This is a genomic window from Dechloromonas agitata is5 (assembly GCF_000519045.1).
In the GTDB taxonomy this organism is placed as follows: Bacteria; Pseudomonadota; Gammaproteobacteria; order Burkholderiales; family Rhodocyclaceae; genus Azonexus; species Azonexus agitatus.
In genome coordinates, this window is the sequence record NZ_KI912532.1 from 1,028,525 (window position 1) to 1,055,059 (window position 26,535).

General features: G+C 61.3%; 26 protein-coding genes and 2 other RNA genes. 15 read left to right on the forward strand and 13 right to left on the reverse strand.

What is annotated here, in order from left to right; all coding sequences use genetic code 11:
• Window positions 1-54: 54 nt before the first annotated feature.
• The 5 genes from K420_RS0105120 (at window position 55) to K420_RS20405 (ending at window position 4,725) form a co-directional block, all read left to right on the forward strand.
• Window positions 55-489 carry a hypothetical protein gene (locus tag K420_RS0105120; RefSeq protein ID WP_157275015.1) on the forward strand — a complete coding sequence of 145 codons (435 nt, stop codon included), beginning with the start codon at window positions 55-57 and terminating at the stop codon, window positions 487-489.
• Window positions 486-932, forward strand: coding sequence for a DUF6262 family protein (locus K420_RS0105125; RefSeq protein WP_027457117.1), 447 nt, complete (start codon window positions 486-488; stop codon window positions 930-932). The genes K420_RS0105120 and K420_RS0105125 overlap by 4 nt, the downstream gene beginning before the upstream one ends.
• Window positions 925-3,024, forward strand: a complete 2,100-nt coding sequence (locus K420_RS0105130; protein ID WP_027457118.1) for an AAA family ATPase — start codon at window positions 925-927, stop codon at window positions 3,022-3,024. The genes K420_RS0105125 and K420_RS0105130 overlap by 8 nt, the downstream gene beginning before the upstream one ends.
• Window positions 3,025-3,593: 569 nt before the next feature.
• On the forward strand, window positions 3,594-3,872 hold the full coding sequence (locus K420_RS18195; RefSeq protein WP_198293800.1) for a hypothetical protein: 279 nt from the start codon (window positions 3,594-3,596) through the stop codon (window positions 3,870-3,872).
• A 535-nt stretch (window positions 3,873-4,407) separates the two neighbouring features.
• Window positions 4,408-4,725, forward strand: a complete 318-nt coding sequence (locus K420_RS20405; protein WP_157275017.1) for a hypothetical protein — start codon at window positions 4,408-4,410, stop codon at window positions 4,723-4,725.
• A 420-nt stretch (window positions 4,726-5,145) separates the two neighbouring features.
• Here K420_RS20405 and acuI read toward each other — a convergent pair whose 3' ends face one another.
• The 3 genes from acuI to ssrA (K420_RS20025) all read right to left on the reverse strand — a co-directional run bounded on the left by acuI (window position 5,146) and on the right by ssrA (K420_RS20025) (window position 7,610).
• On the reverse strand, window positions 5,146-6,129 hold the full coding sequence (gene acuI / locus K420_RS0105140) for an acrylyl-CoA reductase (NADPH) (RefSeq protein WP_027457119.1): 984 nt from the start codon (window positions 6,127-6,129) through the stop codon (window positions 5,146-5,148).
• Between the two features lie 50 nt (window positions 6,130-6,179).
• On the reverse strand, window positions 6,180-6,818 hold the full coding sequence (acuR, locus tag K420_RS0105145) for an acrylate utilization transcriptional regulator AcuR (RefSeq protein ID WP_027457120.1): 639 nt from the start codon (window positions 6,816-6,818) through the stop codon (window positions 6,180-6,182).
• A gap of 403 nt (window positions 6,819-7,221) precedes the next feature.
• Window positions 7,222-7,610: a transfer-messenger RNA gene (ssrA, locus tag K420_RS20025) on the reverse strand.
• A gap of 20 nt (window positions 7,611-7,630) precedes the next feature.
• Here ssrA (K420_RS20025) and ssrA (K420_RS20030) point away from each other — a divergent pair.
• Window positions 7,631-7,947, forward strand: a transfer-messenger RNA (tmRNA) gene (gene ssrA, locus K420_RS20030).
• Window positions 7,948-7,964: 17 nt separating this feature from the next.
• On the opposite strand, the gene K420_RS21030 is transcribed toward ssrA (K420_RS20030), so the two are convergent.
• Window positions 7,965-8,651 carry an energy transducer TonB gene (locus tag K420_RS21030; protein ID WP_269746422.1) on the reverse strand — a complete coding sequence of 229 codons (687 nt, stop codon included), beginning with the start codon at window positions 8,649-8,651 and terminating at the stop codon, window positions 7,965-7,967.
• Window positions 8,652-8,772: 121 nt separating this feature from the next.
• On the opposite strand from K420_RS21030, the gene K420_RS0105155 reads away from it, so the two are divergent.
• The 4 genes from K420_RS0105155 to K420_RS18200 are packed head-to-tail and all read left to right on the forward strand — an operon-like array spanning window position 8,773 to window position 12,485.
• Window positions 8,773-9,465 carry an energy transducer TonB gene (locus K420_RS0105155; RefSeq protein ID WP_051452962.1) on the forward strand — a complete coding sequence of 231 codons (693 nt, stop codon included), beginning with the start codon at window positions 8,773-8,775 and terminating at the stop codon, window positions 9,463-9,465.
• Between the two features lie 18 nt (window positions 9,466-9,483).
• Window positions 9,484-10,218 carry a MotA/TolQ/ExbB proton channel family protein gene (locus K420_RS21035; protein ID WP_027457123.1) on the forward strand — a complete coding sequence of 245 codons (735 nt, stop codon included), beginning with the start codon at window positions 9,484-9,486 and terminating at the stop codon, window positions 10,216-10,218.
• Window positions 10,219-10,220: 2 nt separating this feature from the next.
• Window positions 10,221-10,631: an ExbD/TolR family protein gene (locus K420_RS0105165; protein ID WP_027457124.1), complete on the forward strand. Its 411-nt coding sequence runs from the start codon at window positions 10,221-10,223 to the stop codon at window positions 10,629-10,631.
• 48 nt (window positions 10,632-10,679) lie between these two features.
• On the forward strand, window positions 10,680-12,485 hold the full coding sequence (locus tag K420_RS18200) for a TonB-dependent receptor (RefSeq protein WP_051452963.1): 1,806 nt from the start codon (window positions 10,680-10,682) through the stop codon (window positions 12,483-12,485).
• 9 nt (window positions 12,486-12,494) lie between these two features.
• Here K420_RS18200 and K420_RS0105175 read toward each other — a convergent pair whose 3' ends face one another.
• A complete protein-coding gene (locus K420_RS0105175) occupies window positions 12,495-14,045 on the reverse strand; it encodes a transposase (RefSeq protein WP_027456290.1) in 1,551 nt (516 codons plus the stop codon).
• A 3-nt stretch (window positions 14,046-14,048) separates the two neighbouring features.
• Here K420_RS0105175 and K420_RS0105180 point away from each other — a divergent pair, with 3 nt between their 5' ends.
• From K420_RS0105180 to K420_RS0105190, 3 genes are all read left to right on the forward strand, one after another.
• Complete coding sequence (locus K420_RS0105180; protein ID WP_027457125.1) at window positions 14,049-14,741, forward strand: TonB-dependent receptor domain-containing protein; 693 nt, start codon at window positions 14,049-14,051, stop codon at window positions 14,739-14,741.
• 109 nt (window positions 14,742-14,850) lie between these two features.
• The gene (locus K420_RS0105185; protein ID WP_088177829.1) at window positions 14,851-16,011 is read left to right on the forward strand and encodes a sialidase family protein; all 1,161 of its coding nucleotides are present in this window, start codon (window positions 14,851-14,853) and stop codon (window positions 16,009-16,011) included.
• Window positions 16,008-16,469, forward strand: a complete 462-nt coding sequence (locus tag K420_RS0105190) for a TlpA family protein disulfide reductase (protein WP_027457127.1) — start codon at window positions 16,008-16,010, stop codon at window positions 16,467-16,469. Before K420_RS0105185 ends, K420_RS0105190 begins: the two co-directional genes overlap by 4 nt.
• Window positions 16,470-16,584: 115 nt before the next feature.
• On the opposite strand, the gene K420_RS0105195 is transcribed toward K420_RS0105190, so the two are convergent.
• On the reverse strand, window positions 16,585-18,897 hold the full coding sequence (locus K420_RS0105195) for a TonB-dependent receptor plug domain-containing protein (protein WP_027457128.1): 2,313 nt from the start codon (window positions 18,895-18,897) through the stop codon (window positions 16,585-16,587).
• Window positions 18,898-19,133: 236 nt separating this feature from the next.
• On the opposite strand from K420_RS0105195, the gene K420_RS18205 reads away from it, so the two are divergent.
• Window positions 19,134-19,613, forward strand: a complete 480-nt coding sequence (locus tag K420_RS18205; protein WP_198293801.1) for a tetratricopeptide repeat protein — start codon at window positions 19,134-19,136, stop codon at window positions 19,611-19,613.
• Window positions 19,614-19,705: 92 nt separating this feature from the next.
• Here the strand turns inward: K420_RS18205 and ptsP are convergent, their stop codons facing one another.
• From ptsP to K420_RS0105225, 5 genes are read right to left on the reverse strand one after another with little or no spacing between them, the layout of a single operon-like run.
• Entirely contained in the window at window positions 19,706-21,448 is a 1,743-nt protein-coding gene (gene ptsP / locus K420_RS0105205; RefSeq protein ID WP_027457129.1) for a phosphoenolpyruvate--protein phosphotransferase, read from the reverse strand.
• Window positions 21,449-21,453: 5 nt separating this feature from the next.
• Window positions 21,454-21,723: an HPr family phosphocarrier protein gene (locus K420_RS0105210; RefSeq protein WP_027457130.1), complete on the reverse strand. Its 270-nt coding sequence runs from the start codon at window positions 21,721-21,723 to the stop codon at window positions 21,454-21,456.
• Window positions 21,724-21,726: 3 nt separating this feature from the next.
• Complete coding sequence (locus tag K420_RS0105215) at window positions 21,727-22,116, reverse strand: PTS sugar transporter subunit IIA (RefSeq protein ID WP_027457131.1); 390 nt, start codon at window positions 22,114-22,116, stop codon at window positions 21,727-21,729.
• Between the two features lie 22 nt (window positions 22,117-22,138).
• Window positions 22,139-23,020 (reverse strand): DMT family transporter, encoded by an 882-nt coding sequence (locus tag K420_RS0105220; protein ID WP_027457132.1) that lies wholly within the window; start codon window positions 23,018-23,020, stop codon window positions 22,139-22,141.
• A 5-nt stretch (window positions 23,021-23,025) separates the two neighbouring features.
• On the reverse strand, window positions 23,026-24,225 hold the full coding sequence (locus tag K420_RS0105225; RefSeq protein WP_232422735.1) for an MFS transporter: 1,200 nt from the start codon (window positions 24,223-24,225) through the stop codon (window positions 23,026-23,028).
• Window positions 24,226-24,323: 98 nt separating this feature from the next.
• On the opposite strand from K420_RS0105225, the gene K420_RS0105230 reads away from it, so the two are divergent.
• Entirely contained in the window at window positions 24,324-25,208 is an 885-nt protein-coding gene (locus K420_RS0105230) for a LysR family transcriptional regulator (protein WP_027457134.1), read from the forward strand.
• Here the strand turns inward: K420_RS0105230 and K420_RS0105235 are convergent.
• Window positions 25,205-25,435 (reverse strand): hypothetical protein, encoded by a 231-nt coding sequence (locus tag K420_RS0105235; protein WP_027457135.1) that lies wholly within the window; start codon window positions 25,433-25,435, stop codon window positions 25,205-25,207. The genes K420_RS0105230 and K420_RS0105235 overlap by 4 nt on opposite strands.
• Window positions 25,436-25,487: 52 nt before the next feature.
• Window positions 25,488-26,405, reverse strand: coding sequence for a branched-chain amino acid transaminase (locus K420_RS0105240; RefSeq protein WP_027457136.1), 918 nt, complete (start codon window positions 26,403-26,405; stop codon window positions 25,488-25,490).
• Between the last annotated feature and the right edge of the window lie 130 nt (window positions 26,406-26,535).

Consider the following 26,535-nt stretch of genomic DNA (forward strand, 5'->3'; position numbering starts at 1 on the left):
CGGACAGGTGTCCATCGAACTACTTTGTGTCGCAATTCCGCTTACAAGCGCCTTATGCTGAACCATCTAGCCTCTCAGCCCGGCGCAAGCGCCTTGGTTGGTGATGATGACGCGACGCCTGAGTTGCTGAAGGCAAAGCTCTTCGATGCACGACTAGAAGCAAAAACTCTCAGGGGCCGCGTTGCCGCCTTGGAAAATAGGCTATCGGCATCAACGGTAGCGTTGACTGAAGAAGAGCATGCGGTTTCTTCAGGGGGGGCAAGCCCGCATGTCGACTTCAGTAATACAGTCATGGCTCTCAAGCTGATACTGGAAAGAATCAATGCTGAATTTGAGGTTATCCAGGTCGATTTTGAAAAAGAGGAAATACGTGACCTAGCGGCTCCAGTTGGTCGCCAAGTCATCGTGAGTGGGCAACGTGCTCGGGCATTTTTGCAGGCATATCGCACCCTTCTTGAGCAGGAAGGAAAGCTTGGGAGGAAGGCATGAAAAGCGGGAAGGTGGTTGGTGCCGAGTACGTACAGACGTTTCGGACCTATCTGGAATCTGTTGATGTGCTGCCTCGCAACGAAGATGGGGCGCTCAGCATCAGTGCCATTGCAGAGGCCTCTGGAATACCACGACAGTCGTTTTACAAGAATCCTCAACTGAAAGCGCTTCTGGCTGACGTCAAGGTTGACTCGCCAGTTAAGGCATTTCAAGAGGGCGCTACATCGGATAGTCGCCGTGTGCGTAGCGAGGGTGGGCTTGACGCAAAAGCGAAGGTTCTGGAAAGACGCGTTCATCAACTAGAACAGCAAAATGCTGCCTTGGTGGCCGAAAATGCGGAGCTACGCCGTCAGCTGAAAGCGCTGAGGCTACAAACTGCTCGTGAGGACATGATGATTGAAACGGGGCGGCGAATTCCAGCGCCTCCGGAGCGCCATGCCTGAAACAATCACCATCACGGTCGGGGTCCTCACGCACCTTGCCAGCAATGGTTCGGCAATCTTCTCGGGGCTCAATGCCGAAGGCACCCGTATACGAGTTGTAGCGGGACCGCGCTGCCTGCCTCGCCACCCCGCGATTGGCGAGGCTTGGGAGGTTACGGGTGACTTCCGCGAGCACCCGAAATATGGACGGCAGCTGTACGCCAAACAGTGCAGCTACGCTGTCCCTAAAGGGCGCCTCGTCATCAATTACCTGGCCAGCCATCCAGATTTCGCTGGCATTGGTGAAGGCAAGGCAGCTGCCCTCTATGCCACTTTCGGTGATGGGCTGGTCTCACTCCTGGATGCCGGCGATGCGGAAGCGTTGTGGAGCGTTCTGACGACTTCAATGGCCGACCGGCTCGTCGAAGTCTGGGCAGAAAAGCGTGCCGAGGGCGCAGTAGTCGCCTTCCTGGATAAGTATGGCTTTGATGTCCGGATTGCCAACAAACTACGCCGGGTCTGGGGTGGCGATGCTATCGAGATGCTCGAGCTGAATCCCTACTACATGCTGGCTTTTGCTAGCTGGAAGGTGACGGATTCTGCGGCGGGGAAGCTCGGTGTCGTCAAGGGTGATGCGCGCCGCCTCGTTGGTGCGGTGGAAGCTGCGCTGTATGAACGTCTACAGGACGCCCACACGCTGACGCCGGCGGGGAGGCTTGTGGAGCGGGTTGCCAAACTTCTCTCCCTGGATGCCCACCATGCCAGGTCGGCCATCGACCTGGCATGGCAAGAAGGCGCCATCGTTGGAAATGCAGTTGAGGGTTATCAGCCCCTGGGTGCTGCTGCCCTGGAATCTGGTATCGCAGAGCGTATCCGGGCGATGGTGGCTGGGGAGGCACCAAGGCAATCGATGCTGTTTAACGCCGAGGTGGGCATGGATTGGCTGGCAGGCGCCATTGCCGAAAATGAAGCTGCTCAAGGCTTTGAATTGAATGCCCAGCAGCGCGAGGCGGTACTGCTTGCGGCTACGGAGCCGTTCTCGGTGCTGACCGGTGGTGCAGGTGTGGGAAAAACCACCGTGTTGCGTATCGTCATCGACATCGCCAAGCGGCTCAATCTGAAGGTGCTGCAAATGGCCTTGGCCGGGCGCGCAGCTAAGCGGATGAGCGAGGCAACTGACCACGAGGCGATGACCATTGCGCGCTTCCTGCATCAAGTCAAGGAAGGGATGCTTGAAGTCACGCCGGATACGCTGGTCATCGTCGATGAGGCCTCGATGCTCGATTTGCCGACGGCTTTCCGGCTCCTGCGATTTTTACCCGAAGGCGCGCGACTACTGCTGGTCGGCGACCCGGCACAACTGCCACCCATCGGCTTCGGCCTGGTATTCCACCGCTTGGTTCAAAGCCCCTTGGTTCCGCTGGTGGAATTGACGGAGGTGCATCGCCAGGCTGCTGCAACCGGCATCCCGGGAATTGCGGCGAGCATTCGCGACCACGAGGTGCCTGACCTTGACGCCTACCGTGGCCGGGCGCCTGGGGTCAGCTTCATCGAGTGCGTGCCGGAGGAAGTGCAGGGCCATTTGCAGCGGTTAGCCGCCGATTGGTCTGGCGACGACTTCCAGATGCTTGGTGCCATCAAAGATGGTCCCTGCGGCATCGAAGCCATCAATTTCCAGTTTCACGAGGCATGCAGCACCGAATGCCTGACTGGGTTTCAGTTTGGTGTCGGCGAGCCGGTTATCCATCTAGTCAATGACTATGACCGAGGGCTGATGAATGGAACACTGGGCCGTATTACCGCGGTGACCAACGAGTGCACAGTAGGGCTGCATATTGATTTCGAGGGTGTGACGCACTTCATTCCTGTTGCAGAAGTGGCCGACCGACTTACGCTGGCACATGCGATTTCGGTGCATAAAGCACAGGGTAGCCAGTTCCGGCGCGTAGCCGCCGTGGTGTCGAAGTCCCGCATTCTAGACCATTCGTTGATTTACACGGGGCTCACTCGTGGCATTGAGCAAGTTGTGTTTCTGGGAAGCAAGCCAACTTTTGAGGAAGCCGTTCGCAAGCCGGCTTTAGCCCACCAAAGAGAAGTGGCATTCGTCCTCTAATGTGTATTCTCGGTAAAACTACCAGCTAAAACTCAATGGTTTGCTCATTCGAAATTTTGATAAATCGGGTTTCCAATAGAGAGCAACCTGGGCTTGGCTCGGCGTAGCCGAACGAGCCAGGAGGCAAGCGAGCGCAGCGGAGTGCGGCAGGTGAGGGCCATTATGCAAACAGCTTTCTCATTACGGTGGCGCCGACCAGATAATTGCATTGTCGTGAACTAAGTATTGAGGCAGCAACCGGCCATTACCTGCCGTTGCCTGTTACGTTTGAATTGGTCGCGTCGAGCGGAGCCGAACGGCCGGTTTTCGGCGAGCAATTTGAAGGTAGGAATTTCGCAAACCGGCCATGAGCCGTCGCTCGCGGTTTTTGCCCATAGCAGCCATTCAAGGCGCGTTGGTTTATGCTAACGTATTGAAGCGCCGCTTTTCTCGATTTTTTAGCAGCCATAATCTTCAAGCAATATCTTTGGAAAGCCTTTAACTGCAATGCTTTACAGGGATATGCCATTACACAATTAGGGAGCAGCCGCCGGAGTTATGCAGCAAAACTGTCTCCGGTTAACAAAGTTATGCATAAAGGTCTGCGCGTACTTCTGGCATCAACTGCTGCTTTTGTCAGCTTGCCTGCTTTTGCATGGCTTGCGGCTGAGCTTGCTGCCTACTACGAAATGCTCTCGACGGGCATGAACTCTCGGGCCGAGTTGGGTGACGACCTGGGGTTTGGCATTCTCCTATTCATGGTCGTGCCGCCATTTGCATTGGCCGGTGCAGTGTTTGTCTGGTGGCTTGTTTGGTCTCGCACTGGGCGCTCGAAAACCACCCTCTCGAATGGGGACACCAATGCATAACCCGGCGGTCGCCCCCGTTCCCTTCGGTCACTGGACGCTGCGCGATAAAACCGCGCAGCGCCGGTCACCTCTACGTTAGCGCCGCACCGTGGACATAGTGAATGCATCGGTAAAAATAATATGGGCTGCTTGTGCCCTAGTGGTGGGGTTAGTTCTTTTTCTATTGGTTGTGCCCAAGCAACTGGATGCTTCAGCAAAACAAAACGCCGAAACTTTCTGCAACTCAATTATCGTGGGCGAATCGATTCAATCTCTCTCAGTCAAGGCAGAGACCGCGAAGGCCAGTCTCGCGTCCTGGGAGCCTAAGAATGGTTTGGTGCATCACCAGGCTTGGTTTTCCGGGTTTCTGGCGAATGCTTTCTCCTGCGAGATATATTCCCAGAACGGAAAAGTTATTTCAAATCACACCGATGAACACACATGGTAACAACCAATCTACACAGCGCTAACCCGGCGCTCAACCCCGTTCGCTTCGCTCTCTGGACGCTGCGCGATAAAGCCGCGCAGCGCCGGCCACCTCTACGTTAGGTGCTTCGTGGACTATACACACCAGCCGGTTATCGCACTCCTTCGTGGGCCACTTGTTTACACACCACAGGGCTTGGTCGTTCTGGCATCAGCTGTCGTCTATTTCGCCATCGCCGCGGCATATCTCGTGTTTGGCATTACGCCACCACTCGGTAAAGACATTGAGGTCGTAGTTGCACTTTGTCTCTTTTGGCCGTTCATTGTTTTTTTGTTTTTCATCAAGAACGGCATGCCATCCTTCGCGCCGTCGCGTCGCGGGGCATTATTTCTGTCAGTAGTCGCCGGCATGCCTGTGCTTCACGTTTTGTGGCGCACCTATACCTAATTTCCTGCTCGCTATCTCAATCGGCAGTCACCCCGGACTTCCACGCCAGTCCGCACCAAACACTACGGTCGATGCGCGGCTTTGCCGCTGGGACACCGTGCCGGCGGGGCCGGCCCGGCGCCCCTCACCTTCACGTTCCTGAGTGTCCGCTTTTTCAACCGGCCTATGTCCGTTTTGGGTCGTCTGCACTCAGTGACCAAGGGCTACTACCGGGAAGCGAAACTCCAACGGCAGCTTTACGGCGACGAACCTGAAGAGATGTAGTTCGCGTCCCGACCCACAGCCGACGCTCGGTGAGCAAACATCCGTGATGTCAGGTAACGGTGCGGAGCCGTCACCCGCCAATGCCAATAGCGCGCAACAATAGCTTTCAGAAAGCCCCGCATAGTTCCTGCGAGGCTTTCTGTACCTGCTCAAGTGTTAGCGATTCACATCGACAACAACACGCCCTTTAACTTCACCATTCAGCAATTTGGTGGCAAATGGCATGACCTCGCTAAGACCGATTTCGCGGCTGATAACGCCCAGCTTCTCGATGTCCAGGTCACAGCCCAAACGTCGCCATGCCTCAAGCCGGTCAGGTGTCGGACACATGACGCTGTCGATACCAACCAAGGTCACGCCACGTAGAATGAAAGGTGCGACTGACGACGGAAAATCCATGCCGCCGGCCAGCCCGCAGGCGGTTACGACACCACGGTATTTGGTCGTGGCGCAGACATTGGCCAAGGTATGGCTACCCACGACATCGACCGCACCGGCCCATCGCTCTTTACCCAAGGGCTTGCCAGGCGACGAGAATTGCGCACGGTCGAGCACTTCTTTGGCGCCCAAGCCTTTCAGATAGTCTGCTTCCGCTGGCCGACCGCTCACAGCAACCACCGTGTAGCCAAGTTTGGTCAGCACGGCCGTGGCGACACTGCCGACGCCACCTGCCGCACCGGTCACCAGAATTTCACCATCTGACGGCTTTACACCGTGGCGTTCGAGCGCCAGCACACAGAGCATGGCGGTATAGCCCGCCGTACCGATAGACATGGCCTGCTGCGGCGTAAAACTGGCCGGCAGGGGTACCAGCCAATTTCCGTTTAACCGCGCTTTTTGCGCCAAGCCACCCCAATGACCTTCGCCGACGCCCCAGCCATTGAGCAGCACCGCATCACCGGGCTTGTATCCGTGATGCGAAGACGCTTCAACGGTACCGACCAGGTCAATGCCGGGGACCATCGGGAATTTGCGGACAACGGGGCCTTTGCCGGTAATTGCCAGGCCATCCTTGTAATTCAGTGTCGAATGGCTGACGCGAACGGTCACGTCGCCATCAGGCAATTGTGATTCGTCGATGTCTTTCAGTCCGGCGCGGTAACCGGATTCGTCCTTCTCAATCAAAATCCCTTTGAACATATGAGTCTCCTTGGTAATTTAGACCGAACGTCTAGTAAAAGGCAAAAAAATTAGCCGGGGGGTAACCCAGCAAAAAAACCTCGTGCAAAAACTTCAAGCGGCTCTGCGCTTTGTTCCAACTTCGCCCTCAGCACCGCACCCTCCCAGCCAATCCAGAAAAAAGCAGCCAGTTGTTCACAATCGGCTTGCCGTGAAAGCTCGCCTGCTTCTTGAGCTGCCATCAGGCAACGCGCAAATCTTGCCTGCCAATCGTCGAAAACCGCTTGCAACTGCCTGCGGAAGCTTTCTGGAAGGGAGCCCATTTCCTGCCCAAGATTTCCGATGAGGCAGCCCCGCCGAAAATCGTGGCGTGCCATGCCAGCTTGGGCGCCGGTGACGAAAGCGCGTAAACGCGTGAGCGGAGAGAGTGTTTTGTCGCTGAGATAACGGTCAATTTTGCGAGCATAAAAATGAGCGTATTGCGCAATTAACGCTGCACCGAAGGCCTCTTTGCTTTCAAAGTAATGATAGAAAGACCCTTTCGGAACGCTGACACGGTGCAAGATTTCGTCAATGCCAGTGGCCGAGAAACCTTTCTCGGTCAGAACTTCCAAGCCGGCGCGCAGCAGCAAATCACGTGTTTCAACCAAAGACTCTCTGGGTTTGGGGGGGCGGCCACGCCTACGGGGAGTTGAAAGCTGAGTTTCCATGCTTTTTATATTAGACCGACCGTCTCTTTAAATCAAGTGGCTTTTAAGTAGACCAGTCCTTGGCGTTGGAGCCGTTAGCTCACTTTGCCGCAGAAACCGAACTCTATTCCCCGATTGACGAGGCTTTCCGAGCGTTTAAGTAAGTCATCAGGCAGGTTTTGGAACGGAGACGACACATGAATGTCCGCTGTGGCGAAAAGATGGGCGGCGGGTTGTGGCCGGTAGGGTGAAGCTGCCAGCGGCCGCTTTGTAGCCCCCCAGTTCAAAGAGACTGCCTTTGGCCGAATGGCTGCTTAGGAGAAAGCCGACAGGCCGAAATGGGTCGGTGGCTGTCCTTTAATACGTCAGCCAGGTGGCATCAGGCAACCGTTAAATACGCTCGTGGAAGCGCATAACTTAGACGTGACGACGGGGACCGAAGTCCCCGCCGGCTATCTTTGGTAACAAGGCTCTAGCAGCCCCGGCTAGCCGTTTTTAGGCGGCAATAGCGAATTGCTCATCGTTGGCAATTATGGATTTGCGCGGATTACGTCCGTCGCCTCTCGAGCTGCCTGCTTCTCTTCTTCCACCCTGTCGAAACCAGTACACCCCCACCTAAGCCAACAGCTTGGTATGTTCCCAGCCTGTACCCCTATGGGCTTAGGTGGAGGTGAGGGGAATCGAACCCCTGTCCAGAGCGTTTCCGAGTCACCGGAATAACAGCCATAACCTGATTATGGGGTCGGTCACCCCAAAAAACAACTGCTCACCACTGTCAGGTTGTCACTAAGTGTAACAACGACTGCTTTTTGCAATAGTGCACGGTGGTGCATGATTTAGTATAGACTATTCTGCGGGGCATTGTACTAACACACACAGTCAAAATTCAAACTTTTTCCTTAGATAAGAGTTCGATTCCCCTCACCTCCACCCAAGGGCATTCGGCTGAGTGTGTTTGGTTGGGGGTGTACTGGCTTCGACAGGGCGGGCAAAGGTGCGCAGGCAACCCGAGAGGTGACGGACGTAATCCGCACAAATCCATAATTGCCAATGATGAGCAATTCGCTATCGCCGCCTAAAAACGGCTAGCTGGGGCCGCTGAAGCCTTATTACCCAAGACAGCCGGCGGGGACTTCGGTCCCCGTCGTCACGTCCACCTTTCCGGTTTCAATCGTCCAGGCGAAATACGATCGGCACGATGACCGCTGCCTCGATCGCCTCGTCCCCCCGTTTGGCCGGAACGAAGCGCCAGCGGGCGACCGTGTCCCGGGCAGCTGCATCCAGGCGCTCGAAGCCGCTGGTCTTTTCCAGATCCACCGTGGCCGCCGTGCCGTCCGCCGTGACCCGCACCTTGAGCAGTACTTTGCCTTCTTCACCGAGCCGGCGGGAAATGGGGGGATAGGTCGGCCGTGGATTTTGCAGATAGGCGGCATCGAACCGCGCCGCACTGACGGTGATCGGCGCATGACCTGCAACGCTGGCTGGCGCTCCGGATGTCACGGCCGGGGGTGGGGCGGGAGGCGGTGCCGGGACGCTGAAGGTCGCCGGGGCGGGGGCCGATTCGGCGGGGATGGCGATGACCGGGCGCGGTGTCGGCGCCGGAGTTGGCCGGGGGGCGCTGGGCTGTGGCTTGGCGGGCGGACTGGGCGAGGGGGGGGGCGGAGCGACCGGCCGTGCTTGCACCGGCTGTTCGGCAAGCCTGACGAAAACCGGGCCGGGTTCCGGGATGTCGAGCTGGCGGCTGGCCCGGCTGAGCGGGTAGAACAGCATGCTGACATGGAGCAGGATGGCAAGCAGCAGATAGGGGCCGCTGTGTTGCCACTCGGGCTGGCGCGGCGGCTGCGGGGCGGGCATGGCGCACATGCCTCGCATTATAGGCGCCCGGGAGGTGCGGCAATTTGCCACATCGGCAATCCCCCCGCCTTTTCCTACAATCCGCACTCTTCCAAGTCGGTGTCGAAACATGAGTTTTCAAATGGGGCAAACAGATGGGGCCTGCCTGGCCGGGTTGCCGCCGCTCGATACCGGGGAGAACCCTCGTTCGCGCCGCGAGCAAGTGGTCAATCTGCTCGTCGTCTGCCTGCTCCATTTCGCCCTGATCTATGCCCTGCTCGTGGTTTCGGTCAGGAATGACCTGATCTCCCTGCCGTCCAGTATTAGCGTCCGTCTTTTGCCCATGGTCGAGGCGCCTGTCGTCGAGGCCAAACCGGTTCCGCCGCCGCCAAGCAAGGCACCGGTGCGCAAGCAACCTGTTGTTCAGCCGCAGCCGGTGCTCGCCGCGACCAATTCGGCTGCCCCGAGCAGCTTTGTCGTGGCGCCGCAGCCGCCTGCGCCCCCCCCGTCTCCGATAGCAGCGGCCCCGGACCCGGCACCTGCTCCGGTGGCGATCGTAGCGGCCCGCTTCGATGCCGATTACCTGCATAACCCCAAACCCGTCTATCCCGCCTTGTCCCGCCGCTTGAACGAAGAGGGCAAGGTGCTGCTGAAGGTCCGTGTCAGCGCCCAGGGAACAGCCCTGGATGTCGCCGTTTCGAAATCGAGCGGCTTTCCGCGGCTCGATGCCGCAGCGACCGACGCAGTCAGCCGCTGGCGCTTCGTTCCTGCCCGGCGGGGCGAGGAAGCGGTCGATTCGTCGGTGGTCGTTCCGATCACCTTTGCCCTTGATTGATTTCCGGAGGAAGCAAGCATGCAATCGCAACTGGGCCTCGCCCATTTCTGGAGCCAGGGCGACCTGGTCACTCACACGACAGCGGCCATCCTAGCCCTGCTTTCCCTTGCCTCCTGGTCGGTGATCATCAGCAAGCTGTTGTCCACCTGGCGGGCTTCGCGTTCGCAGGACCGCGCGCTGACTGGCTTCTGGCATGCCAATTCGCTGCCCGAAGCGCTCGAAGGCCTGCGCAAGGATGACCCGTCCGGCATTTTCTCCGGTCTCGCGCTGACCGGTGCCCACGCTGCCCAGTCGCACCAGCAGAATGCGACGCGCGGCATCGGGGCGGGGGTCAATGCCAGCGAGTTCATCACGCGTTCGATGCGTTCGCACATCGTCAATACCCAGGCCCGCAATGAGCGCGGCCTGACCCTGCTCGCCTCGGTCGGCTCGACGGCGCCTTTCATCGGCCTGTTCGGGACGGTGTGGGGCATCTATCACGCCCTAGTCGGCTTGTCCGGTGCGACGCAGGTCGTGCTCGACAAGGTGGCCGGCCCGGTCGGCGAGGCACTGATCATGACGGCAGCCGGCCTTTTCGTCGCCATCCCGGCCGTCCTCGCCTACAACGCCTTCACCCGGGCCAATCGCCTGGTTTCCGTCCAGCTCGACGGCTTTGCCCATGACCTGCATGCCTACCTGACGACGGGGGCAAGGGTCGGCAGCAATCCCAACCTGGTCGAGCTCGGTGCCGTCCGGGCCAGCCGGCAGGCCTGATCATGGCATTCGGCAGCTTTGACGAAGGGGGCTCCGGCCAGCCGATGGCCGAGATCAACACCACGCCGTTGGTCGACGTGATGCTCGTCCTGTTGGTCATTTTCATCATCACCGCCCCGCTCTTCCAGCAGGCGGTGCCGATCGACCTGCCGCAGGTATCGGCGACCAAGCTTGATGACAAGCCCGAGGTGATCCAGCTGGCCGTCGATGGCGATGGCCTGCTTTTCTGGAATGGCGAAGCCATCCATCGCGATGCGCTGGATAACCGCTTCGCCGCGGCCAGCCCCCGCCAGCCAGAACTACACCTGCGCGCTGACCGCAAGGTGGCTTATGAAAAAGTGGCTGACGTGATGGCGGCCGCCCAGCGGGCGGGGGTCGTGAAGATTGCTTTCGTGACGGAACCGGCGCGGTAGCCGCGATTTCCGCTCCTTCAGGGGGAGCGCTTTTTTGAGGGGGTGGCGTTGGACAAGCATATTTTCGGAGTGAAGGCGATTGCGCTCGCCGTTGCAGCGGCGTTTCTGCCAGGTCAAGGGGCTTTGGCAGCAGACCAGAGCGAAGACAAGCATCTCGGTGAGATGGTCGTCAAAAGCGACAAAAGCGCACTGCCAGCCAACGTGCCGGCCAGTACGGAAAGCGTGACAGCCAAGCAGATCGCCGAGAGCGTCAACTCCGTTTCATCATCCGGAGCGTTGATGTATCTGCCCAGCGTTCATGTGCGCGAACGTTTTATCGGCGACGTCAACGGGGGTTTGGCCATGCGGATGTATGGTGTCAATTCCAGCGCCCAGACCATCGTCTATGCCGACGGCCTGCTGCTGTCGAACTTTCTGACCAATAGCTGTTGTCCCGGGCCACGCTGGGGGCTGGTGTCTCAGCATTCGATCGACCGGGTTGACGTCATCTACGGTCCCTTCTCTGCGCTCTATCCGGGTAACTCGGTCGGTGGCGTGGTGTTGATGAGCACACACATGCCGAGCAAGTTCGAGGCGCATGCCCAACTGGATGTCTTCACTCAGAATTTCAAGCTGTACGGCACCGACGACAATTTCAACGGCCAACACGCTGCAGCCACGCTGGGCAACAAGATCGGTGACTGGTCATTCTGGTTGAGCGTGGATCGGCTGGACAATCGCAGTCATCCGACGGATTTCAGCTCGGCGACGGCCAAATCTGGGGGGCCGGCAGTCGCGGGACAATACACCGTGGTCAACGGTGCAGTATTCGACCGTGACATTGCCAACAACCAGCGGGTCATCACAGCGGCGACCAGTATTGACCACACCGTGAAGGATGATGCGACCATCAAGGTTGCGTATGACTTCACGCCCTCCGTGCGAGCAACCTACACGTTCAACATCTGGCAGAACACGTCAGACAAGACGGTCGATAGCTATTTGCGTGATGCGGCCGGGAACACGATTTATGGCACCAAGTCGGGGGTCAATCCCTATCGTTATGTACGCATCAACGGCCAAGACTATACGGTCACTGCACCGAGTGCCAGCTATACGGAGAGTGAGTACCTGATGCACGGGCTATCGCTCAAGTCGGATAGTGGCGGAACCTGGGCCTGGGAGCTGGTGGCCAGCTATTTCAACCAGAACAAGGATGTCGTTCGTGCGTCGTCCGGCAACTACGGCACAACGCCGAGTTCAGCCGCAACGGCCGGTTCAATTACTTTTGGCGACGGAACCGGCTGGCACAATGTCGACCTGCGCGGTATCTGGCGTCCGGATGGCGGCATCAGCAGCGAGCATCAGGTCAGCTTTGGTTTCCATAGTGACACCTATACGACGAAGTCCGACAAATACGACCTTGCTGCCGGAAGCTGGCAATCGAGCGCGCCTGCGACCTTGAACGCCAATTCGCGCGGCGAGACCTCGACGAATGCGCTCTATATTCAGGATGCTTGGCAGTTCTCGCCGAAATGGAAACTGGTTATGGGCGGCCGTCAGGAGTACTGGGAGGCATCAAAGGGCAGCAACTACGCTAACGGCACCAATGTCACCTACCAGGACAAGCGCGTGAGCGCGTTTTCACCGAAGGCTTCGCTCTCCTACCAGGCGTCCGATGACTGGATGTTGCGAGGTTCGTACGGTCGTGGCGTCCGCTTTCCGACCGTGGGGGAGTTGTTCAAGAACGTCGGCATCAAGACGGTTGGCGGTGCGACCCCGACACCCGCTGAAATTGCGGCCTTTCCAGCACCCTACAATGTAGCGCTGACCAACAACCCGAATCTGAAGCCCGAGACGGCTGATTCATCCTAAAAACCTCAGTTACCCCACCCGGTTTGCATGATCGGTCAGCAAACGAAGGGGTGCCGGTGGCCCGATGGCCGCGATGGTGCGCTTGAGATGGTCGCAACAGCGCAGCCAGACCGATGGGGCGGTGAACTGCTCCGCAGCTTCGCTCATCCAGGCTTGAAGCTGGCTGGACACGCGCACGAGCACCTGCCGGGCCTTGTCGAAGTAGGCATGCTGGCCAGTGAGCGTGATCGTGGTCTGGCCGGCATGCTCGGTGCGCCGACCGACCGAGGACATCAACCAGGGCCGGCTGGTGATGGCCTCGAGTCGGGCTTCGGGGTTGGCCAGGCGCACGAACAGACTCCACCAGTTGTAGATCAGCGCCACGGCACGCGCGGACAGTTGGCAGCGATGCAGATCGTGCGTGGTGAAGCCACCCCAGCCCCACTGGTTCTTGAGCTCGTCGAAGGCGTTCTCCGCGTCGGCCCGGTCACGGTAGAGCTGGCCGAGCGAGAGGATTTCGTGGTCCAGATTCGTGACCAGCACGGCGTACTCGTAGCCGGTGATGCGCTTTGCGCCCTTGCGGTCGGCCTCGATGAAGCCCAGCAATTGCTGACCGTTGTCCTCCTGGGCGACGAGCATCTCGCCCTTCAAGGCGCGACGCAGCACGACCACGCGGCGCTTGTCCTCCCAGCCGGTGAGTGCCAGCGTGCTGTCGATCCCTTCCCAGCCCTGACCGGCATCGCACCAGCCCGAGACCCGGAACAGACGCTCGATGTGGCGCTTGACGTTCTTCGACAGGCGCAGCTTGAACAGATAGGGCTGCGCGCGCGCTTCGAGCTCGCGCATGATGCCGTCCGACCCGAAACCGCAATCGCCGCGCACGATTTTGGGCCGCTGATGGGCGGGCAGTTCATCGAGGATCCTGAGCAGACCGGGCAAGGTGTGACTGCCCGAGTGCTCGTTGCCCGCCTTGACCTCGACCCCCATCACCAGGCGCAGCCCGGCCATCAGGTAGGTGTGGTAACTGTGCGAAGGCCGCCCCGGCTTCTTCGGGTTGTACGACACGACCGCCCCCTCCTGCTTGCCGTACAGCGGCTTGATCGTTGTGTCGATGTCCAGAATCCAGGGCACATCGAGCAAGGGCGCGGTGCTCTCGCGCAGGTGGTCGTCGAGCCAGCTCACCCCTTTGTCTTCGGGAATCGCCACCAGCGCCCGGCGCAGCGCATCCTCGCTGATCACCTTGTTCATCCCCAGCAGCCCCGGATTGACCCCGTCACAGCGAATCGTCGTGACGTGCGAGTAGCGCCGGTGCCCCGACAGAATCGACAGCATCCAGGTGCCGAGCACATCGGCCCTGGTCGGTGCGTTCGGGCTCGAGTACGACAGCGGGCAGCGATCCTGCCAGCCCGACCACAGCCCCGTCAGGGTCAGGAACTCGATGAAGTACGCCAGTTGCCCCATCGGCGTGGCCGCGCCATCTGCTTCCCAGCGAACACGCACGCGACCGCCCGCCGTCTGCACCCCCGCACACGACAAAAGCATTTCCTCGGCGTCCAGACGCTTCAATTTCGACTCACCCATCGGGTGACTCCCTCGATCAACAGCAAACCCATAGCCTGCCAGCGGTTCGAGCAAGCTGCACATCACCAACTGAGATTTTTAGGTTCATGGGAGTTCACGGTTGAGCGTTTCCTGGCGCAGGGCGTCTGGCGTACCTCGCTGTTCGGCGAAGAAAAACGCGATGCCCTGATTTCCCAAACAGACTTGACGACCATTCCGGGCTACAGCATCAGCAGTGTCCAGAACGTCGATAAGGTTCGCACCTATGGTATCGAGACCTCGCTGCAGGCGAACGATTTCCTGATTTCTGGCCTCGATATCTCGGGTAGCGTTGGCTACATTCATGCACGCATCACGGAAGACCGGGCCAATCGCGGCCTGGAGGGTACTGAAATCCCGTTGGTGCCGGCCTGGCGCGCTTCATTACTCGGCGTGTACCATGCTTCCGATGCGCTGTCGTACAGCCTGGGCTGGCGTTATAGCGCTAGCCAGCACAGCGCACTCTACGATACGACCGCCCAGCGATACACCGATCCGAATCCTGGTGTCTATGGCGGGCGCAGCAGTTTCAGCGTGTTCGATGCAAAGGTGGTTTACCGGTTGGCCAGGCAGTGGTCGGCTTCGCTGGGGATCGACAACATCACCAACGCCAAGTACTACACACTTTATCCCTATGCCCAGCGCACCTTCTTTGCTGGCATAAAGTTTGACCTTTGATGCATAGCGGGGCGTCACGATGAACAACCATAGGCTGGCAGCAGGGCTATTGCGGATGATTGATGTCGTCAGGCAGTGCCTGCCCCGAGCAGGCTCCCTGGTATCTGTCATGGTGCTGGCATCGGTGGTGCCCGTCGGGCAGGCGGCCGATGTCATGCCCGCCATGCGGGTAGCCAAGGCGACACGTCCGGAGTTGGGCAGCTCGGCTATCTTCGCTCCCGATGGCAGCCTGCTGGCGGTTGCCAAACAGGGCGAGCATGTGATGATTTACCGTAGCTCCGACGAGGGGCGGACATGGTCGCCTCCCGCTGTTGTCAACGCCCAGCCGGAAGCAATTTCTGCCGATGGTGAGAATCGCCCGAAGATCGCATTTGCTGCCGATGGTGGGTTACTGGTGTCATGGACGCATCCCTTTCCGAAGCCGAATACGGGCGCCATCCGCTTGGCCAGAGCGGACGACGGCCAGAATTTCTCGGCACCGCAAACCGTCCATCGGGATCCTGCCGAAATTACCCACCGCTTCGAATCCCTGCTACCCCTGCCCGACAACCGGGTAATTCTGGCCTGGATCGACAAACGGGACCTGGAAGCAGCCAAGGCCAACAAAAATGCTTGGCGGGGTGCCGGAATCTATGCGGCCGTGTCGACCGACGGCGGCCGCAGCTTTCAGCCCGAATACAAGCTGGCAGACCATTCCTGTGAATGCTGCCGGGTGACCAGCGCGCGTGATCGCGACGGCGCACCACTCTTCATGTGGCGCCACGTCTTCGAACCGAACGAGCGCGACCACGCCTTGGCCCGCCTGAAGTCGGATGGCAGCGTGGATAGCATTCAGCGCGCTACTTTCGAGCGCTGGAAGGTCGATGGCTGCCCGCACCACGGTCCGTCCCTGGCAGTCGATGAGCACGGGGTGCGTCACGCTGTTTGGTTCAACCAGAAGGACGGCGAGGGCCGTGTCCACTACGGTCGCTGGCTACCGGGGGATGAAATACGGATTGAAGGGCAGCGCACCGTGGGCGGCTCTCGTGCAGCACATGCCGATCTGGCGGTGGCTGCGGACAAGGTATTGATTGCCTGGAAGGAGTTCGATGGCGAGGGTACCCAGTTGCGGACACTGTTCTCCGGGGATGGCGGCAAGAGCTTTGTCGAAAGGACGCTGGCAGCGACGGATGGCGCTTCCGATCAACCCCGGGTCATTCGGCACCAGGCCAGGCTCTTCGTCTTCTGGCGCACCGCTGCCGAAAGCTTTCGCGTCTTCGCCCAGCCATGAAGCCAGCACTGCTCGCCTTGCCGGCACTAATTTTTGCGGCTGTCGTTCAGGCTGCCGAGCCCACGCCCCTGGATCGTTCGATGGCGAGTCAATTGGCGGACCCTGCCCGGCATCGGCAACCAACCGTTGTTGCGCTGTGGTCCCTCGACTGCAGCCATTGCAAGAAGAATCTGCAAATACTGTCTGACCTGGCGAAAAAGCACCGGCGTTTGCGTGTGCTGACGGTTGCCGCTGAAGTGGCAACCGCCGAACATCAGCCGCTACTGACGCGTTTTGCGTTGTCCGGCCCTGCCTACGCCTATGGCAACGACAGCCCGGAGTCCCTGGCCTATGCCCTCGACTCTGGCTGGGCGGGGGAGCTGCCGCGAACCTTTTTGTACGATGGCAAAGGGGGGCAGCGCAAGGTTTCGGGCGTACTCAGCGCCATCGACATCGAGCGGGCAACCGGTTTGCGCTGAAGCGCTTGTGCCGGGCGAATCGGCTTTCTCCGGTATGGCAGCGCAGATGCCTCACTGCCTGAAAGAAAAACCCCGGCTTGCGCCGGGGTCGGAAGATTGTTGAAAGAGGGCTGGTTCAGAACTTCACATTCACCCCGGCGTAGATCGAGCGGCCCATGCCCGGAACGGCGATGCCGTAGGCTGGCGAATAGGTGCCGGTGGCGCTCATCGTCGTCCCCTGGCCGGTGTAAGCACCGCCCAGCGGCAGGTAGTAGAAGCGGTCGAACAGGTTTTCAACGCCGAAGTCCACACGAACATTCTTCCAGGTGTAGCTGGTACGCAGATGCGTCAGGCTGTAGCCTGCCGTGTGCACTTCGTTACGTACCGAGGAGGTGTCGTTCTTGCCGGCTACGCCAACCAGTTCGACGGCATTGCTCCAGCTACCGTACTGATGAGTCAGTGCTACTTTGCCGTTGAGCGGCATGATGTTGTAAAGATTGCCACCCGTATCGCGGTTCTCACCCTTGGTATAGTTCATCAAGCCGCGCAGGCCGAATTCGCCCAGGCCCGTCTTGGCCAGCGGCATGCGGCCAGAGAGGTCGAGGCCGTAGAGACGGGCCGACTGGTTGGCGTACTGCAGGGTGACAAAGCGATTGTTGGCCGTTGCGTTGGGCGATGCACAGGTCGTCGAATTGTTGCAACGAACAGCATCGATGTAGTCATCAACATGGGTGTAATAGGGGGTTGCCTTCAACTCCCAGCTACGGTCAGTGGCATGCCAGTCGAAGGTAAAGGAAGCGGTGTAGGCCTTCTCCGGCTTCAGATCCATGTTGCCGACGTAGCCGTTGCCATCGCCGACGAAGTTGTTCATCAGCGCTGCCATGCCCCAGGTCGACCACGTGTAGCGTTCGTAGAGGTTCGGCGAGCGCACCTTGCGGGCCAGGCCGAATTCGACGTCGGTCATGTTGTTCGGGGTGTAGCGGGCGAGGGCCGTCAGGTCAATGTTGTTGTCGACACGGTTGCGGTCGCGAGTGTTGTAGGCGGCGGCATCGATTTGTTGGTTATTCCACATCGGTGCGCTGCCGTTAGTCGAGGGGTTGTATCCACGAACTATTCCGGCATCTGTTTCAACGCGCTCGTAGCGGGCGCCGACCAACGTCGTCCATTGCTTGCCGATACGTCGCTCCCATTCGGCAAAGGCACCCAGACGGTCGCGCTTGCCGTCATTGATGTTCTCGAAGGTTCCCGGCATCATCCCGCCGCCCGAGGCCGGCCACCAGTCGTGCAGGGTGTAATGCTGATAGAGCGCCCCGACGCGCAGCAGATCGTTGGCACCCAGATCGACATCCGCTTTCAAGTTGACACCGGTTGTCTTGCTGGCCGAATACATGGGCATGCCAGCTGCACAGGTGGATGTTCCAACCGGCGAACAAGGGAAGCCATTTTCCGCGTTGCTGCCACCGGACCCGGTCGGAGGTGCGCCGTTCCCATACCAAAACCGCTTGTCAGCCCCAAAATCCATGAAGTGATCAACTTGTTCATGGTAGGCGCGTGCCTCGAACATGCCCCAGTCGTACTGGCCGAGATAGCGCAGGTTGATGCGCTTTTGCTCGTTGTCGAGCATGTCCATGCGCTGGTTGGGGTAGAGCTGGTAAGGCACGTCCTGATAGCCGAACTTGGCCTCGACCAGATGGTTGCCGCCGCGCACGGCGAAGCCGAGGGTATGGGTGCGGCTTTCATAGGCCGTGGAGCCGACTTCATCGAGGGCCATCGTATGACCGATACGGCCGGTTGATGTCCACCGTTTGAAATCGCCACCGGCCTTGTAGTTGTCCGCCTTGGCCAGGGCGCCGGTGTAGGTGACGCTGATGTTCTCGGTGGCCAGCGTGGCCGACAGGTTGCCGCCCCGGGCATTGTTGTTGCTGTGGAAGAAGGCGCCGATTTCGCCCTTGGCCAGTGTGCCCTGGCCCGGCGCGGCGAACTGCGGCGCGGCGGTTTCGGCAACGATGGTGCCACCGATGCTGTCACCGCCGACGCTGACCGGGGTGATGCCGGCGAAGACCTTGATCTTGGCGACGTTGGTCGGGTCAAGATAGGACATCGGCGGATTCATGTGGTTGGGGCAGGAGGCGATGAAATCCATGCCATCCACCGTGATGCGCAGGCGATCATCGGCCAGGCCGTGGATCACCGGCAGGCTGGAGACGCCGCCGGCACCATAGAGGCTGACGCCGGGTACGTCGCGCAGCAGCGCGGCGGCGTCTCGGGTGATGGCGTGCTGGGCGGCGATCTCGGCCGCACCGATTTGCTGCGGCGTAGCGGCGTCACGGATCTTGCCGGCATTGACCACGACCTCGTTCAAGGTCGTTTGAGCCGTGGCCTGTTGGCAGGCCAGTGACGAAAAGGCGACAGCCATTGCTGCCACCAAGGGGTGGATACGGTATCCCATGCGTTCTCCCTGATTAAAAGTATATTAGTGCGCGCGAATTTTCCTTCTCCCGGGGTGGCTGAGGAATGCGGCAAATTGTCGCAGGGCGGTGGTGCGGCGTTTTGCCGCGCGGCAATTTGTCCGATTCCCAAGGTACGAAAATGCCAATAGGATGTGCCCGTTCCCGTGCCGCCCACCTCCCATGATGCTTTTCCCAAATGCATTCCGGCACGGGAGCCCTGTATGGAGGATTCACCATGTCATTCTCGATTCATCGCGGTGTCGTTGGTTTGGCTCTTGTCTTCTCCTGCTCGTTGGTCACGGCAGCGGGCGTGGACGACGATTTGCGCGAGGCTGCCAAGCTCCACCGCAAGGGTGAAACGGCCCGGGCCGTGGCGATCTGGCAGTTCTGGGCGGCGAAGGGCGAGGTGGATGCGGCATATAACCTGGCCGTCATTCACCAGCACGGCGATGGCGTGGCGGTCGATTACGCCAGGGCGTTGCATTGGTATCGGCAGGCTGCGGAGCGCGGGGACAAAGCCTCACAATTCCAGATCGGCCTGATGTACCAGACAGGACAGGGGGTGGCAGTCGATGCGGCAGCAGCGCACCGCTGGTTCACGATGCATCGCCGCGAGCATCTGCATCATCATGGCCACGAGTTGCAGATGGCGGCCCGGCGTGACCAGATGCCGACCCTGGCGGCTGTTGTGCCGGCACCGGGCGCGACCCGCTGAGGGGCGGGGCGCGGACCCGGTTCATTCCTGCTTGACGCGCTGCTCCGCTCGCCGCACGTTCGACTGCCCGGCAAGCGGAGCGGGCGAATCGCTCAGCCGTTCAGTTTTTCCAAGGCCTCGCGCAGCTTGCCCGGTTCGTCCAGGCGCAGCATCTTGCGCACGGTGGGGGCCAGCTCGGCGATGTCCGATTTCAGCACCTTCTGCTTGACCTTGAGAATCTGCGCCGGGTGCATCGAGAAGATGCGCAGGCCCATGCCGAGGAGTAGGCGGGTCAGTGCCGGGTCGCCGGCCATTTCACCGCACACCGAGACCGGCACCCCGACCTTTTCAGCGCTGGCCAGGGTATGGGCGATCAGCATCAGCACCGCTGGGTGCAGCGGATCGTAGAGTGCGGCGACCTGTTCGTCGGCGCGGTCGATGGCCAGGGTGTACTGGATCAGGTCGTTGGTGCCGATCGACAGGAAATCGAGCCGGCGCAGGAAGAGGCCAACGGCCAGCGCGGCGGCGGGGATCTCGATCATGCCGCCGACGGCGATGTTCTCGTCGAAGGCCACCTTCTCGCCACGCAGGCTCGACTTGGCTTGCTCGATGGCGGCCAGCGTCAGGTCAATTTCGTGGGCGTGCGCCAGCATCGGGATGAGCAGCTTGACCGGCCCGTGCTTCGAGGCGCGCAGGATGGCCCGGAGCTGGGTGTGGAACATCTTGGGCTCGGCCAGTGACAGGCGGATGGCCCGCCGCCCGAGAGCCGGGTTGGTCTTGACGCGGTCGCCGGCGCTGGCCTGCGGATTGAGATCCTTGTCGGCCCCCAGATCGAAGGTGCGGATGGTGACCGGGCGCCCGGCCATGCCCTTGACCACCTTTTTGTAGGCCTCGTACTGCTCCTGCTCGTCCGGCATGTCGCCGCGGTCGAGGAAGAGGAATTCGGTACGGAACAGGCCGACGCCTTCGGCGCCGCACTCCAGGGCCGTCGGTACGTCGCCGGGCAGCTCGATGTTGGCGAACAATTGCACCTCGATGCCGTCGATCGTTTCCGATTTGGCAGTTTTCAGGTGCTTGAGCTTGGATTTCTCCAGCTCGATCTTTTCCTTGCGCAACTGGTACTCGTCCAGGATGCGCTGGTCGGGATTGACGATGACCACGCCGCGCATGCCGTCGACGATCAGCAACTCGCCATCGCGGATCAGGCCGCGCGCGTTTTCCAGGCCGAGCACGGCCGGAATGGCCATGCCGCGGGCGAGGATGGCGGTGTGCGAGGTGGCGCCGCCGACATCGGTGATGAAGGAAGCGAAGCGGTGTTCCTTGAAGGCGATGGTGTCGGCCGGCGACAAGTCGTGGGCGACGACGATCAGGCTTTCTTCCTTCGATTTCTTGGCATTCTTCAGCGCCGCCCGGCCGGGGTGGCCGAGCAGTTCCTTGACGACGCGTTCGACCACCTGCACGACGTCGAACTTGCGTTCGCGCAGATAGGCATCGTCGAACTGCTCGAACTGTTCGACCAGGTGTTCCATCTGCTGAACCAGCGCCCATTCCGCGTTGCAGCGCCGCTCACGGATGATTTCCCGCGGCTTCTCGGCCAGTTCCGGGTCTTCCAGAAACATGGTGTGGATGTCGATGAAGGCATTGAGCTCGGCCGGCGCGTGCTCGGTGTTCTCCTTCATCAGGATCAGTTCTTCCTTGACCGCTTTGACGGCTGCGTCGAAACGCTCGATTTCCTTGTCCACCATGCGCGGCGCGATGGTCAGGTGCGATACCTCCAGCGTCGCATGCGACATCAGCATCGCCCGTCCGATGGCGATGCCGCCGGAAACCCCCAGGCCGTGCAGCGTGAAACTCATCTGGCTTATTCCCCTTCGCCGAAGTAATCGCCGATCAGGGCGAGTAGCGCAGCCATCGCCTCGGCTTCGTCCGGGCCGTTGGTTTCCAGCTTGACCCGGGAGCCCTTGCCGGCAGCGAGCATCATGACACCCATGATGCTCTTGGCGTTGATGCGGCGTTCGCCCTTGCTCATCCACACCTCGCACTGGAACTTGCCGGCCGTCTGGGTGAGTTTGGCGGAAGCGCGGGCGTGCAGGCCGAGCTTGTTGATGATTTCGGTTTCCTGGGTCAGCATGATTTAACGGTCCAACATGTTGAGAATGCCGTCACGGCCGCCATCGCGGGCGCGGACGAGAAGAGTGGCCATGCCCTTGTCGCGATAGTTCAGGGCGCGCAGCAGCATGGGGAGATTGACACCGGTCAGGCCCTCGACGCGGCCGGGCTCGAGCAGCTTGAGCGCCAGGTTGGCGGGCGTCGCGCCGAAGAGATCCGTCATGATCAGCGCCCCTTCGCCCGCGTCGACAAGGCCCAGCAGCTGGTGGGCAAGCGGCAACAGGTCCAGTGGGTCGTCCTGGGCCGAGAGGCCGAGCTGGTTGAGTTGCGGCGGCCGCTTGTTCAGCACATGGCAGGCGTTCTGGACGAGCGCCTCACCGTAGCTTCCATGCGTGATGAGAAGGATGCCGATCATGCTCAGGATTCTAACTGAGCTTTTACCGGCGGCTGACGATCAATATCCCCACAACGACAAAGATGGCCCCGATGCTTTGCTCGGCTGAAATCGGCTCGCCGAGCAGCCACCAGCCGAAGCCGATGGTCAGGATCGGCCCGACCATGCCGAACAGCGAAGCCTGCCCGGCACCGATGCGGCGAATGGCGGCCGATAGCGCAAAAACCGGAATTACCGTGGCGAACAGCGCCATGGCCAGCGCCCAGCCATAGACCGGCAAGGGCTGAATGAAGGCCGTGAAGGGCTGGGCCGCCATGAAGTGCCCCAGCGTCACCGCCGTCGAAAAGAGCATGGCCAGGGCTGCGAAGCGCATGGCGCCCAAGCGGCCGATCATCGGTGCGCTGCCCGCCAGGTAGAGCGCATACGACACGCTGGACGCGAAGACCAGCGCCCCGCCGATCAGCACGCTGCGGGGCTCGCCGAGGTTGAGGTCATGCAGGAAGGCGAAGCCGATGCCGGTGTAGCACAGTACGATGGCGATGCCCTCGCGACGCGTGAAGGGCTTGCCCTGGAACAGCACGCCGATCAGGATGGTCAGCGTCGGATAGGTGAACAGGATCAGCCGCTCCAGGCCGGCCGAGATGTACTCCAGCCCCCAGAAGTCGAGAATGCTGGCGCCGTAATAGCCCAGGCAGCCGAGGGCGAGCAGCTTGCCCCAGTCCTGCCGGCTCAGGGCGGCACCGGCCTTGTGTTCGGCCAGGCCAACCCACAGGAAGACCGGCAGCGCGAAGCCCATGCGCAGGGCGAGCAGCGTGATGGCGTCGACGCCATACGGGTAGGCCAGCTTGATGAAGATGGCCTTCAGCGAGAAGCCGAAAGCGGCCAGCAAGGCGAGCAGGAGGCCCCAGGAGGCGGGTTTCGGCATGCGGCTCAATCCCCGGCCAGCCGCCGCAGGCGCAGCGCGATGCCGATCACCAGCCCGGCACAGGCGAGCAGCGCCGCCAGCACCCCCGGCCAGCCGCCGTGGCTCCAGGCCCAGCCGGCTGCGGTGCCGAGCAGGCTGCCGCCGAGGTAGTAGCTCGACAGATAGAGCGCCGAAACCAGCCCGCGTCGTGGCCCGGCGCGATGGCCGACCCAGGCGCTGGCCACCGAATGCACGGCGAAGAAGCCGAAGGTGAAAATGCCCAGCCCAGCGACGATCAGCCACAGCGCATCGGCCAGCGTCGCGCCGATGCCGAGTGCCGCGAGCAGCGCCATGCCAAACAGGATGCGTTGCCGACCGTGGCGGGCAACCTGGCGTCCCGCCCAGGCCGAGGAATAGCTGCCGACGGCATAGAGCAGGAAGATGCTGCCGATCGCTGCCGGCCCGAAACCGTAAGGCGGTTGCACCAGCCGGAAGGGCAGGTAGTTGTAGAGCCCGACGAAGGCGCCCATGCTCAGGAAGGCGGTGGTGAACAGCCAGGGCAGGCCGGGGTCGGCGTAGATGCGGCGGATGTCGGCCATCAGCAGGCCGGGTTGCAGCGAGCGCGGCTCGAAATGGCGGGCCGGCGGTAGCAGGCGCCAGAAGACGATGGCGACCAGCAGGCCGATACTGCCCAGCGCGGCCAGGCCGATCTGCCATGAACCGGAAAAGTCGGTCACCACGGCCGAGAGCAAGCGGCCGGCCATGCCCCCCAGGGCGTTGGCCGCGATGTAGAGCCCCATGACGCGGGCTCGCACGTGGCCCGGCAGTTCTTCGCCCAGGTGGGCCATGGCAGCGGCCGGCACGCCGGCGATACAGGCGCCGAGCAACGCCCGGGCCAGGACGAGCAGTGCAAAGCCCGGCGCCCAGGCCGAGGCCAGGGCGCAGAGTGCCGCGCCGAGCAAACCGAAGCGCATCAGGCGCTCGCGGCCCCAGCGGTCGGCCACCAGGCTGAAGGGAATCAACAGCAGCGCCATCGTGCCGGTGCCGGCCGTCACGCTCAGGCTGACCGTGCCCGCCGAAATCCCGAAAGTCTCGCTCAGTTGCGGCAGCAGCGGCTGCGTGCCGTAGAGCAGCAGGAAGCAGGAAAATCCGGCCAGGCACAGGGCCAGCGTGATACGCCGGGTATCGTCGTGGGCAGCAGGAGGGGGGGCGGCTGGCGTGGGCAAGGGGGCTAAAGTGGTGGTGGTGGGATGCGATTGAAACCCCGGCCGGCGCCGCTGGCAATTGGTATTATCCCAAGCAAGCATTCGAAACAGACGAAACCATGCATTACGACCTACCCGACCTGCGGCTCGTCGCCGCGATTGCCGACTGCGGCAGCTTGACCCGTGCGGCAGAGCGAATCCATCTCGCACCCTCCTCCGCCAGCCATCGCCTGACACAGCTGGAAGCAGCGCTCGGTATGGCGCTTTTCGAACGCCGATCACGTGGCCTGACCCCCACGCCGGCCGGCGAATCGCTGCTCCGCCACGCCCGCCAGGTTTTTGCCCAGCTCGAACAGATGCACGCCGACCTGGCGCCCTACGCCAGCGGCCTGCACAGCCAGGTCACTGTCTTCGCCAATACCAACGCGATCAACTGCTTCCTGCCGGAAGACCTGGGCGATTTCCTGCGCGACCATCCACAGGTGCGGGTCAGTCTGGAAGAGCAGCCCAGCCCGGCCATCGTCCGCGCCGTCGCCGCCGGGCAGGTCGAGATTGGTGTGGTTGCCGACGAAGGCAACCTGGCCGGCCTGGAAACCTTGCCCTACCGGCGCGACCGGCTGGTCCTGATCGTGCCGCCTGCCCACCCGCTGGCCGGCGAACCCGCCGTCGCCTTCGCCCGCGTTCTGGCCGAACCCTTCGTCTGCCTGCACGCCGGCAGCGCCATCCACACCTTCATGATGAACCACGCTGCGCAACTCGGCGGTCGGCTCGACGTGCGCATCCAGGTCCGCAGCTTCAACGCCGTCTGCCGCATGGTGGCCGCCGGCGTCGGTATCGGCATGGTGCCGCGTTCGGCGGTGGGGGCGGCCGATGCCGTCAGGCTCATCGAGATCACCGACCCCTGGGCCCCGCGCGATTTACAACTCTGTGTCCGTTCGCGCCCCGCCCTGCCGGCCGCCGCGTTGGCCTTGCTGGAACATCTGGCGGGTATGGGAAGCGCTTAGGCGGGGTGGGTGCGGCCGCCTGTTTCCTGGGGCTTGGCCTTGATCAGTTCCGGCGCCTCTTCCTTGCATACCGGAATCGCCCCGGCCGCGCCCTTCTCGGTGACGGCTTCCTGCAGGGCGCTGACTACCTTGGGCACGACCGGCAGTACGGCCTTCTTCGATTCTGCGGTCAGCGAACCGAGGTCTTGGGCAAAAGTCGGCAGGGCGGTGGTGAGCAGGGGTTTCATGGCGGTTTCGGTAAATCAGAAAACGCTAATGCCGCCCCTGTTTTTCCGTACGTCATGTTGCCGGTGTCAGCCAGTCGTCATGTCGTTCATCCTCGCCGCGCACGGCCGCGAAATAGGCCTGTTGCAAGCGGCGGGTGATCGGGCCGGGCTGGCCGTTGCCGATGCGCCGGGCGTCCACTTCCACCACTGGCGTGATTTCCGCCGCCGTGCCGGTGAAGAAGACTTCGTCGGCGCAATAGACCTCGTCGCGCGTCAGCCGCTTGGCGCGCACGCTCAGGCCGGCCTCGCGGGCCAGCGTGGAGGCGGTGCGGCGGGTGATGCCGTCGAGCGCCGAGGTTGTTTCTGGCTCCAGCAGCTCACCGTCGCGCACGATAAAGAGATTTTCGCTAGAGCCTTCCGCCACGTAGCCCTCGGTGTCGAGCAGGATTGCTTCGTCGTAGCCGTCGCGCCGTGCCTCGCGCACCGAAAGGATGGAATTGGCGTAGGCCGAGATGGCCTTGGCCCGGCACATCTGAACGTTCGGGTGATGGCGGGCGTAGGACGACACGCGGACGCGGATGCCGGTCTGTAGCGCTGCGCCGCCGAGGTAGGTGCCCCAAGGCCAGGCGGCGACCATCACATGCGTCTTGGCGCCGGCCGGGTCGACACCCAGTTTCTCGTCGCCAAGAAAAACCAGCGGCCGTACGTAGGCGCTGTTCAGCCCATTGCGCGCCACGACTTCGCGGCAGGCCTCGGTCAGCGTGCTCCGATCGAACGGCATATCGATGGCTAGGATGCGCGCCGAATCCTCTAACCGACGCAGATGCTCGGGCAGGCGAAAGAGCGCCGGGCCAGCCGCCGTCTCGTAGGCGCGGATGCCCTCGAAGCAGCCGTAGCCGTAATGCAGCGTGTGGGTGAGCACGGAAACCTTGGCCTCGGACGCCGGCAGCCATTGCCCGTCCAGCCAGATGAGACTGTTGCGGTCTTGCATGGGGTTCTCCTCGAAAAATGGCGATGCGCTGCATGGGCAGCGAACGAAGCCGCGAGGGGTGAGCGGCGGGTGCGTCGGACGGCCGATGCCGGGTAGGTGGGCCGGGTAACGCCAAGGCGCGGTGAGGAGA

Bases quoted from the DNA above. Each gene is read 5' to 3' on its own strand.
- K420_RS0105185 (WP_088177829.1), top strand. From the start codon at position 14,851: ATGGTGCTGGCATCGGTGGTGCCCGTCGGGCAGGCGGCCGATGTCATG.
- K420_RS0105235 (WP_027457135.1), bottom strand. From the start codon at position 25,435: ATGAAACCCCTGCTCACCACCGCCCTGCCGACTTTTGCCCAAGACCTC.
- K420_RS0105125 (WP_027457117.1), top strand. From the start codon at position 486: ATGAAAAGCGGGAAGGTGGTTGGTGCCGAGTACGTACAGACGTTTCGG.
- K420_RS0105215 (WP_027457131.1), bottom strand. From the start codon at position 22,116: ATGATCGGCATCCTTCTCATCACGCATGGAAGCTACGGTGAGGCGCTC.
- ptsP (WP_027457129.1), bottom strand. From the start codon at position 21,448: ATGAGTTTCACGCTGCACGGCCTGGGGGTTTCCGGCGGCATCGCCATC.
- K420_RS21035 (WP_027457123.1), top strand. From the start codon at position 9,484: ATGCAATCGCAACTGGGCCTCGCCCATTTCTGGAGCCAGGGCGACCTG.
- K420_RS21030 (WP_269746422.1), bottom strand. From the start codon at position 8,651: ATGCCCGCCCCGCAGCCGCCGCGCCAGCCCGAGTGGCAACACAGCGGC.
- K420_RS0105130 (WP_027457118.1), top strand. From the start codon at position 925: ATGCCTGAAACAATCACCATCACGGTCGGGGTCCTCACGCACCTTGCC.
- K420_RS0105195 (WP_027457128.1), bottom strand. From the start codon at position 18,897: ATGGGATACCGTATCCACCCCTTGGTGGCAGCAATGGCTGTCGCCTTT.
- acuI (WP_027457119.1), bottom strand. From the start codon at position 6,129: ATGTTCAAAGGGATTTTGATTGAGAAGGACGAATCCGGTTACCGCGCC.
- K420_RS0105190 (WP_027457127.1), top strand. From the start codon at position 16,008: ATGAAGCCAGCACTGCTCGCCTTGCCGGCACTAATTTTTGCGGCTGTC.
- K420_RS0105165 (WP_027457124.1), top strand. From the start codon at position 10,221: ATGGCATTCGGCAGCTTTGACGAAGGGGGCTCCGGCCAGCCGATGGCC.
- K420_RS0105230 (WP_027457134.1), top strand. From the start codon at position 24,324: ATGCATTACGACCTACCCGACCTGCGGCTCGTCGCCGCGATTGCCGAC.
- K420_RS0105210 (WP_027457130.1), bottom strand. From the start codon at position 21,723: ATGCTGACCCAGGAAACCGAAATCATCAACAAGCTCGGCCTGCACGCC.
- K420_RS0105220 (WP_027457132.1), bottom strand. From the start codon at position 23,020: ATGCCGAAACCCGCCTCCTGGGGCCTCCTGCTCGCCTTGCTGGCCGCT.
- K420_RS0105240 (WP_027457136.1), bottom strand. From the start codon at position 26,405: ATGCAAGACCGCAACAGTCTCATCTGGCTGGACGGGCAATGGCTGCCG.
- acuR (WP_027457120.1), bottom strand. From the start codon at position 6,818: ATGGAAACTCAGCTTTCAACTCCCCGTAGGCGTGGCCGCCCCCCCAAA.
- K420_RS18195 (WP_198293800.1), top strand. From the start codon at position 3,594: ATGCATAAAGGTCTGCGCGTACTTCTGGCATCAACTGCTGCTTTTGTC.
- K420_RS18205 (WP_198293801.1), top strand. From the start codon at position 19,134: ATGTCATTCTCGATTCATCGCGGTGTCGTTGGTTTGGCTCTTGTCTTC.
- K420_RS0105120 (WP_157275015.1), top strand. From the start codon at position 55: ATGCTGAACCATCTAGCCTCTCAGCCCGGCGCAAGCGCCTTGGTTGGT.
- K420_RS0105175 (WP_027456290.1), bottom strand. From the start codon at position 14,045: ATGGGTGAGTCGAAATTGAAGCGTCTGGACGCCGAGGAAATGCTTTTG.
- K420_RS0105155 (WP_051452962.1), top strand. From the start codon at position 8,773: ATGGGGCAAACAGATGGGGCCTGCCTGGCCGGGTTGCCGCCGCTCGAT.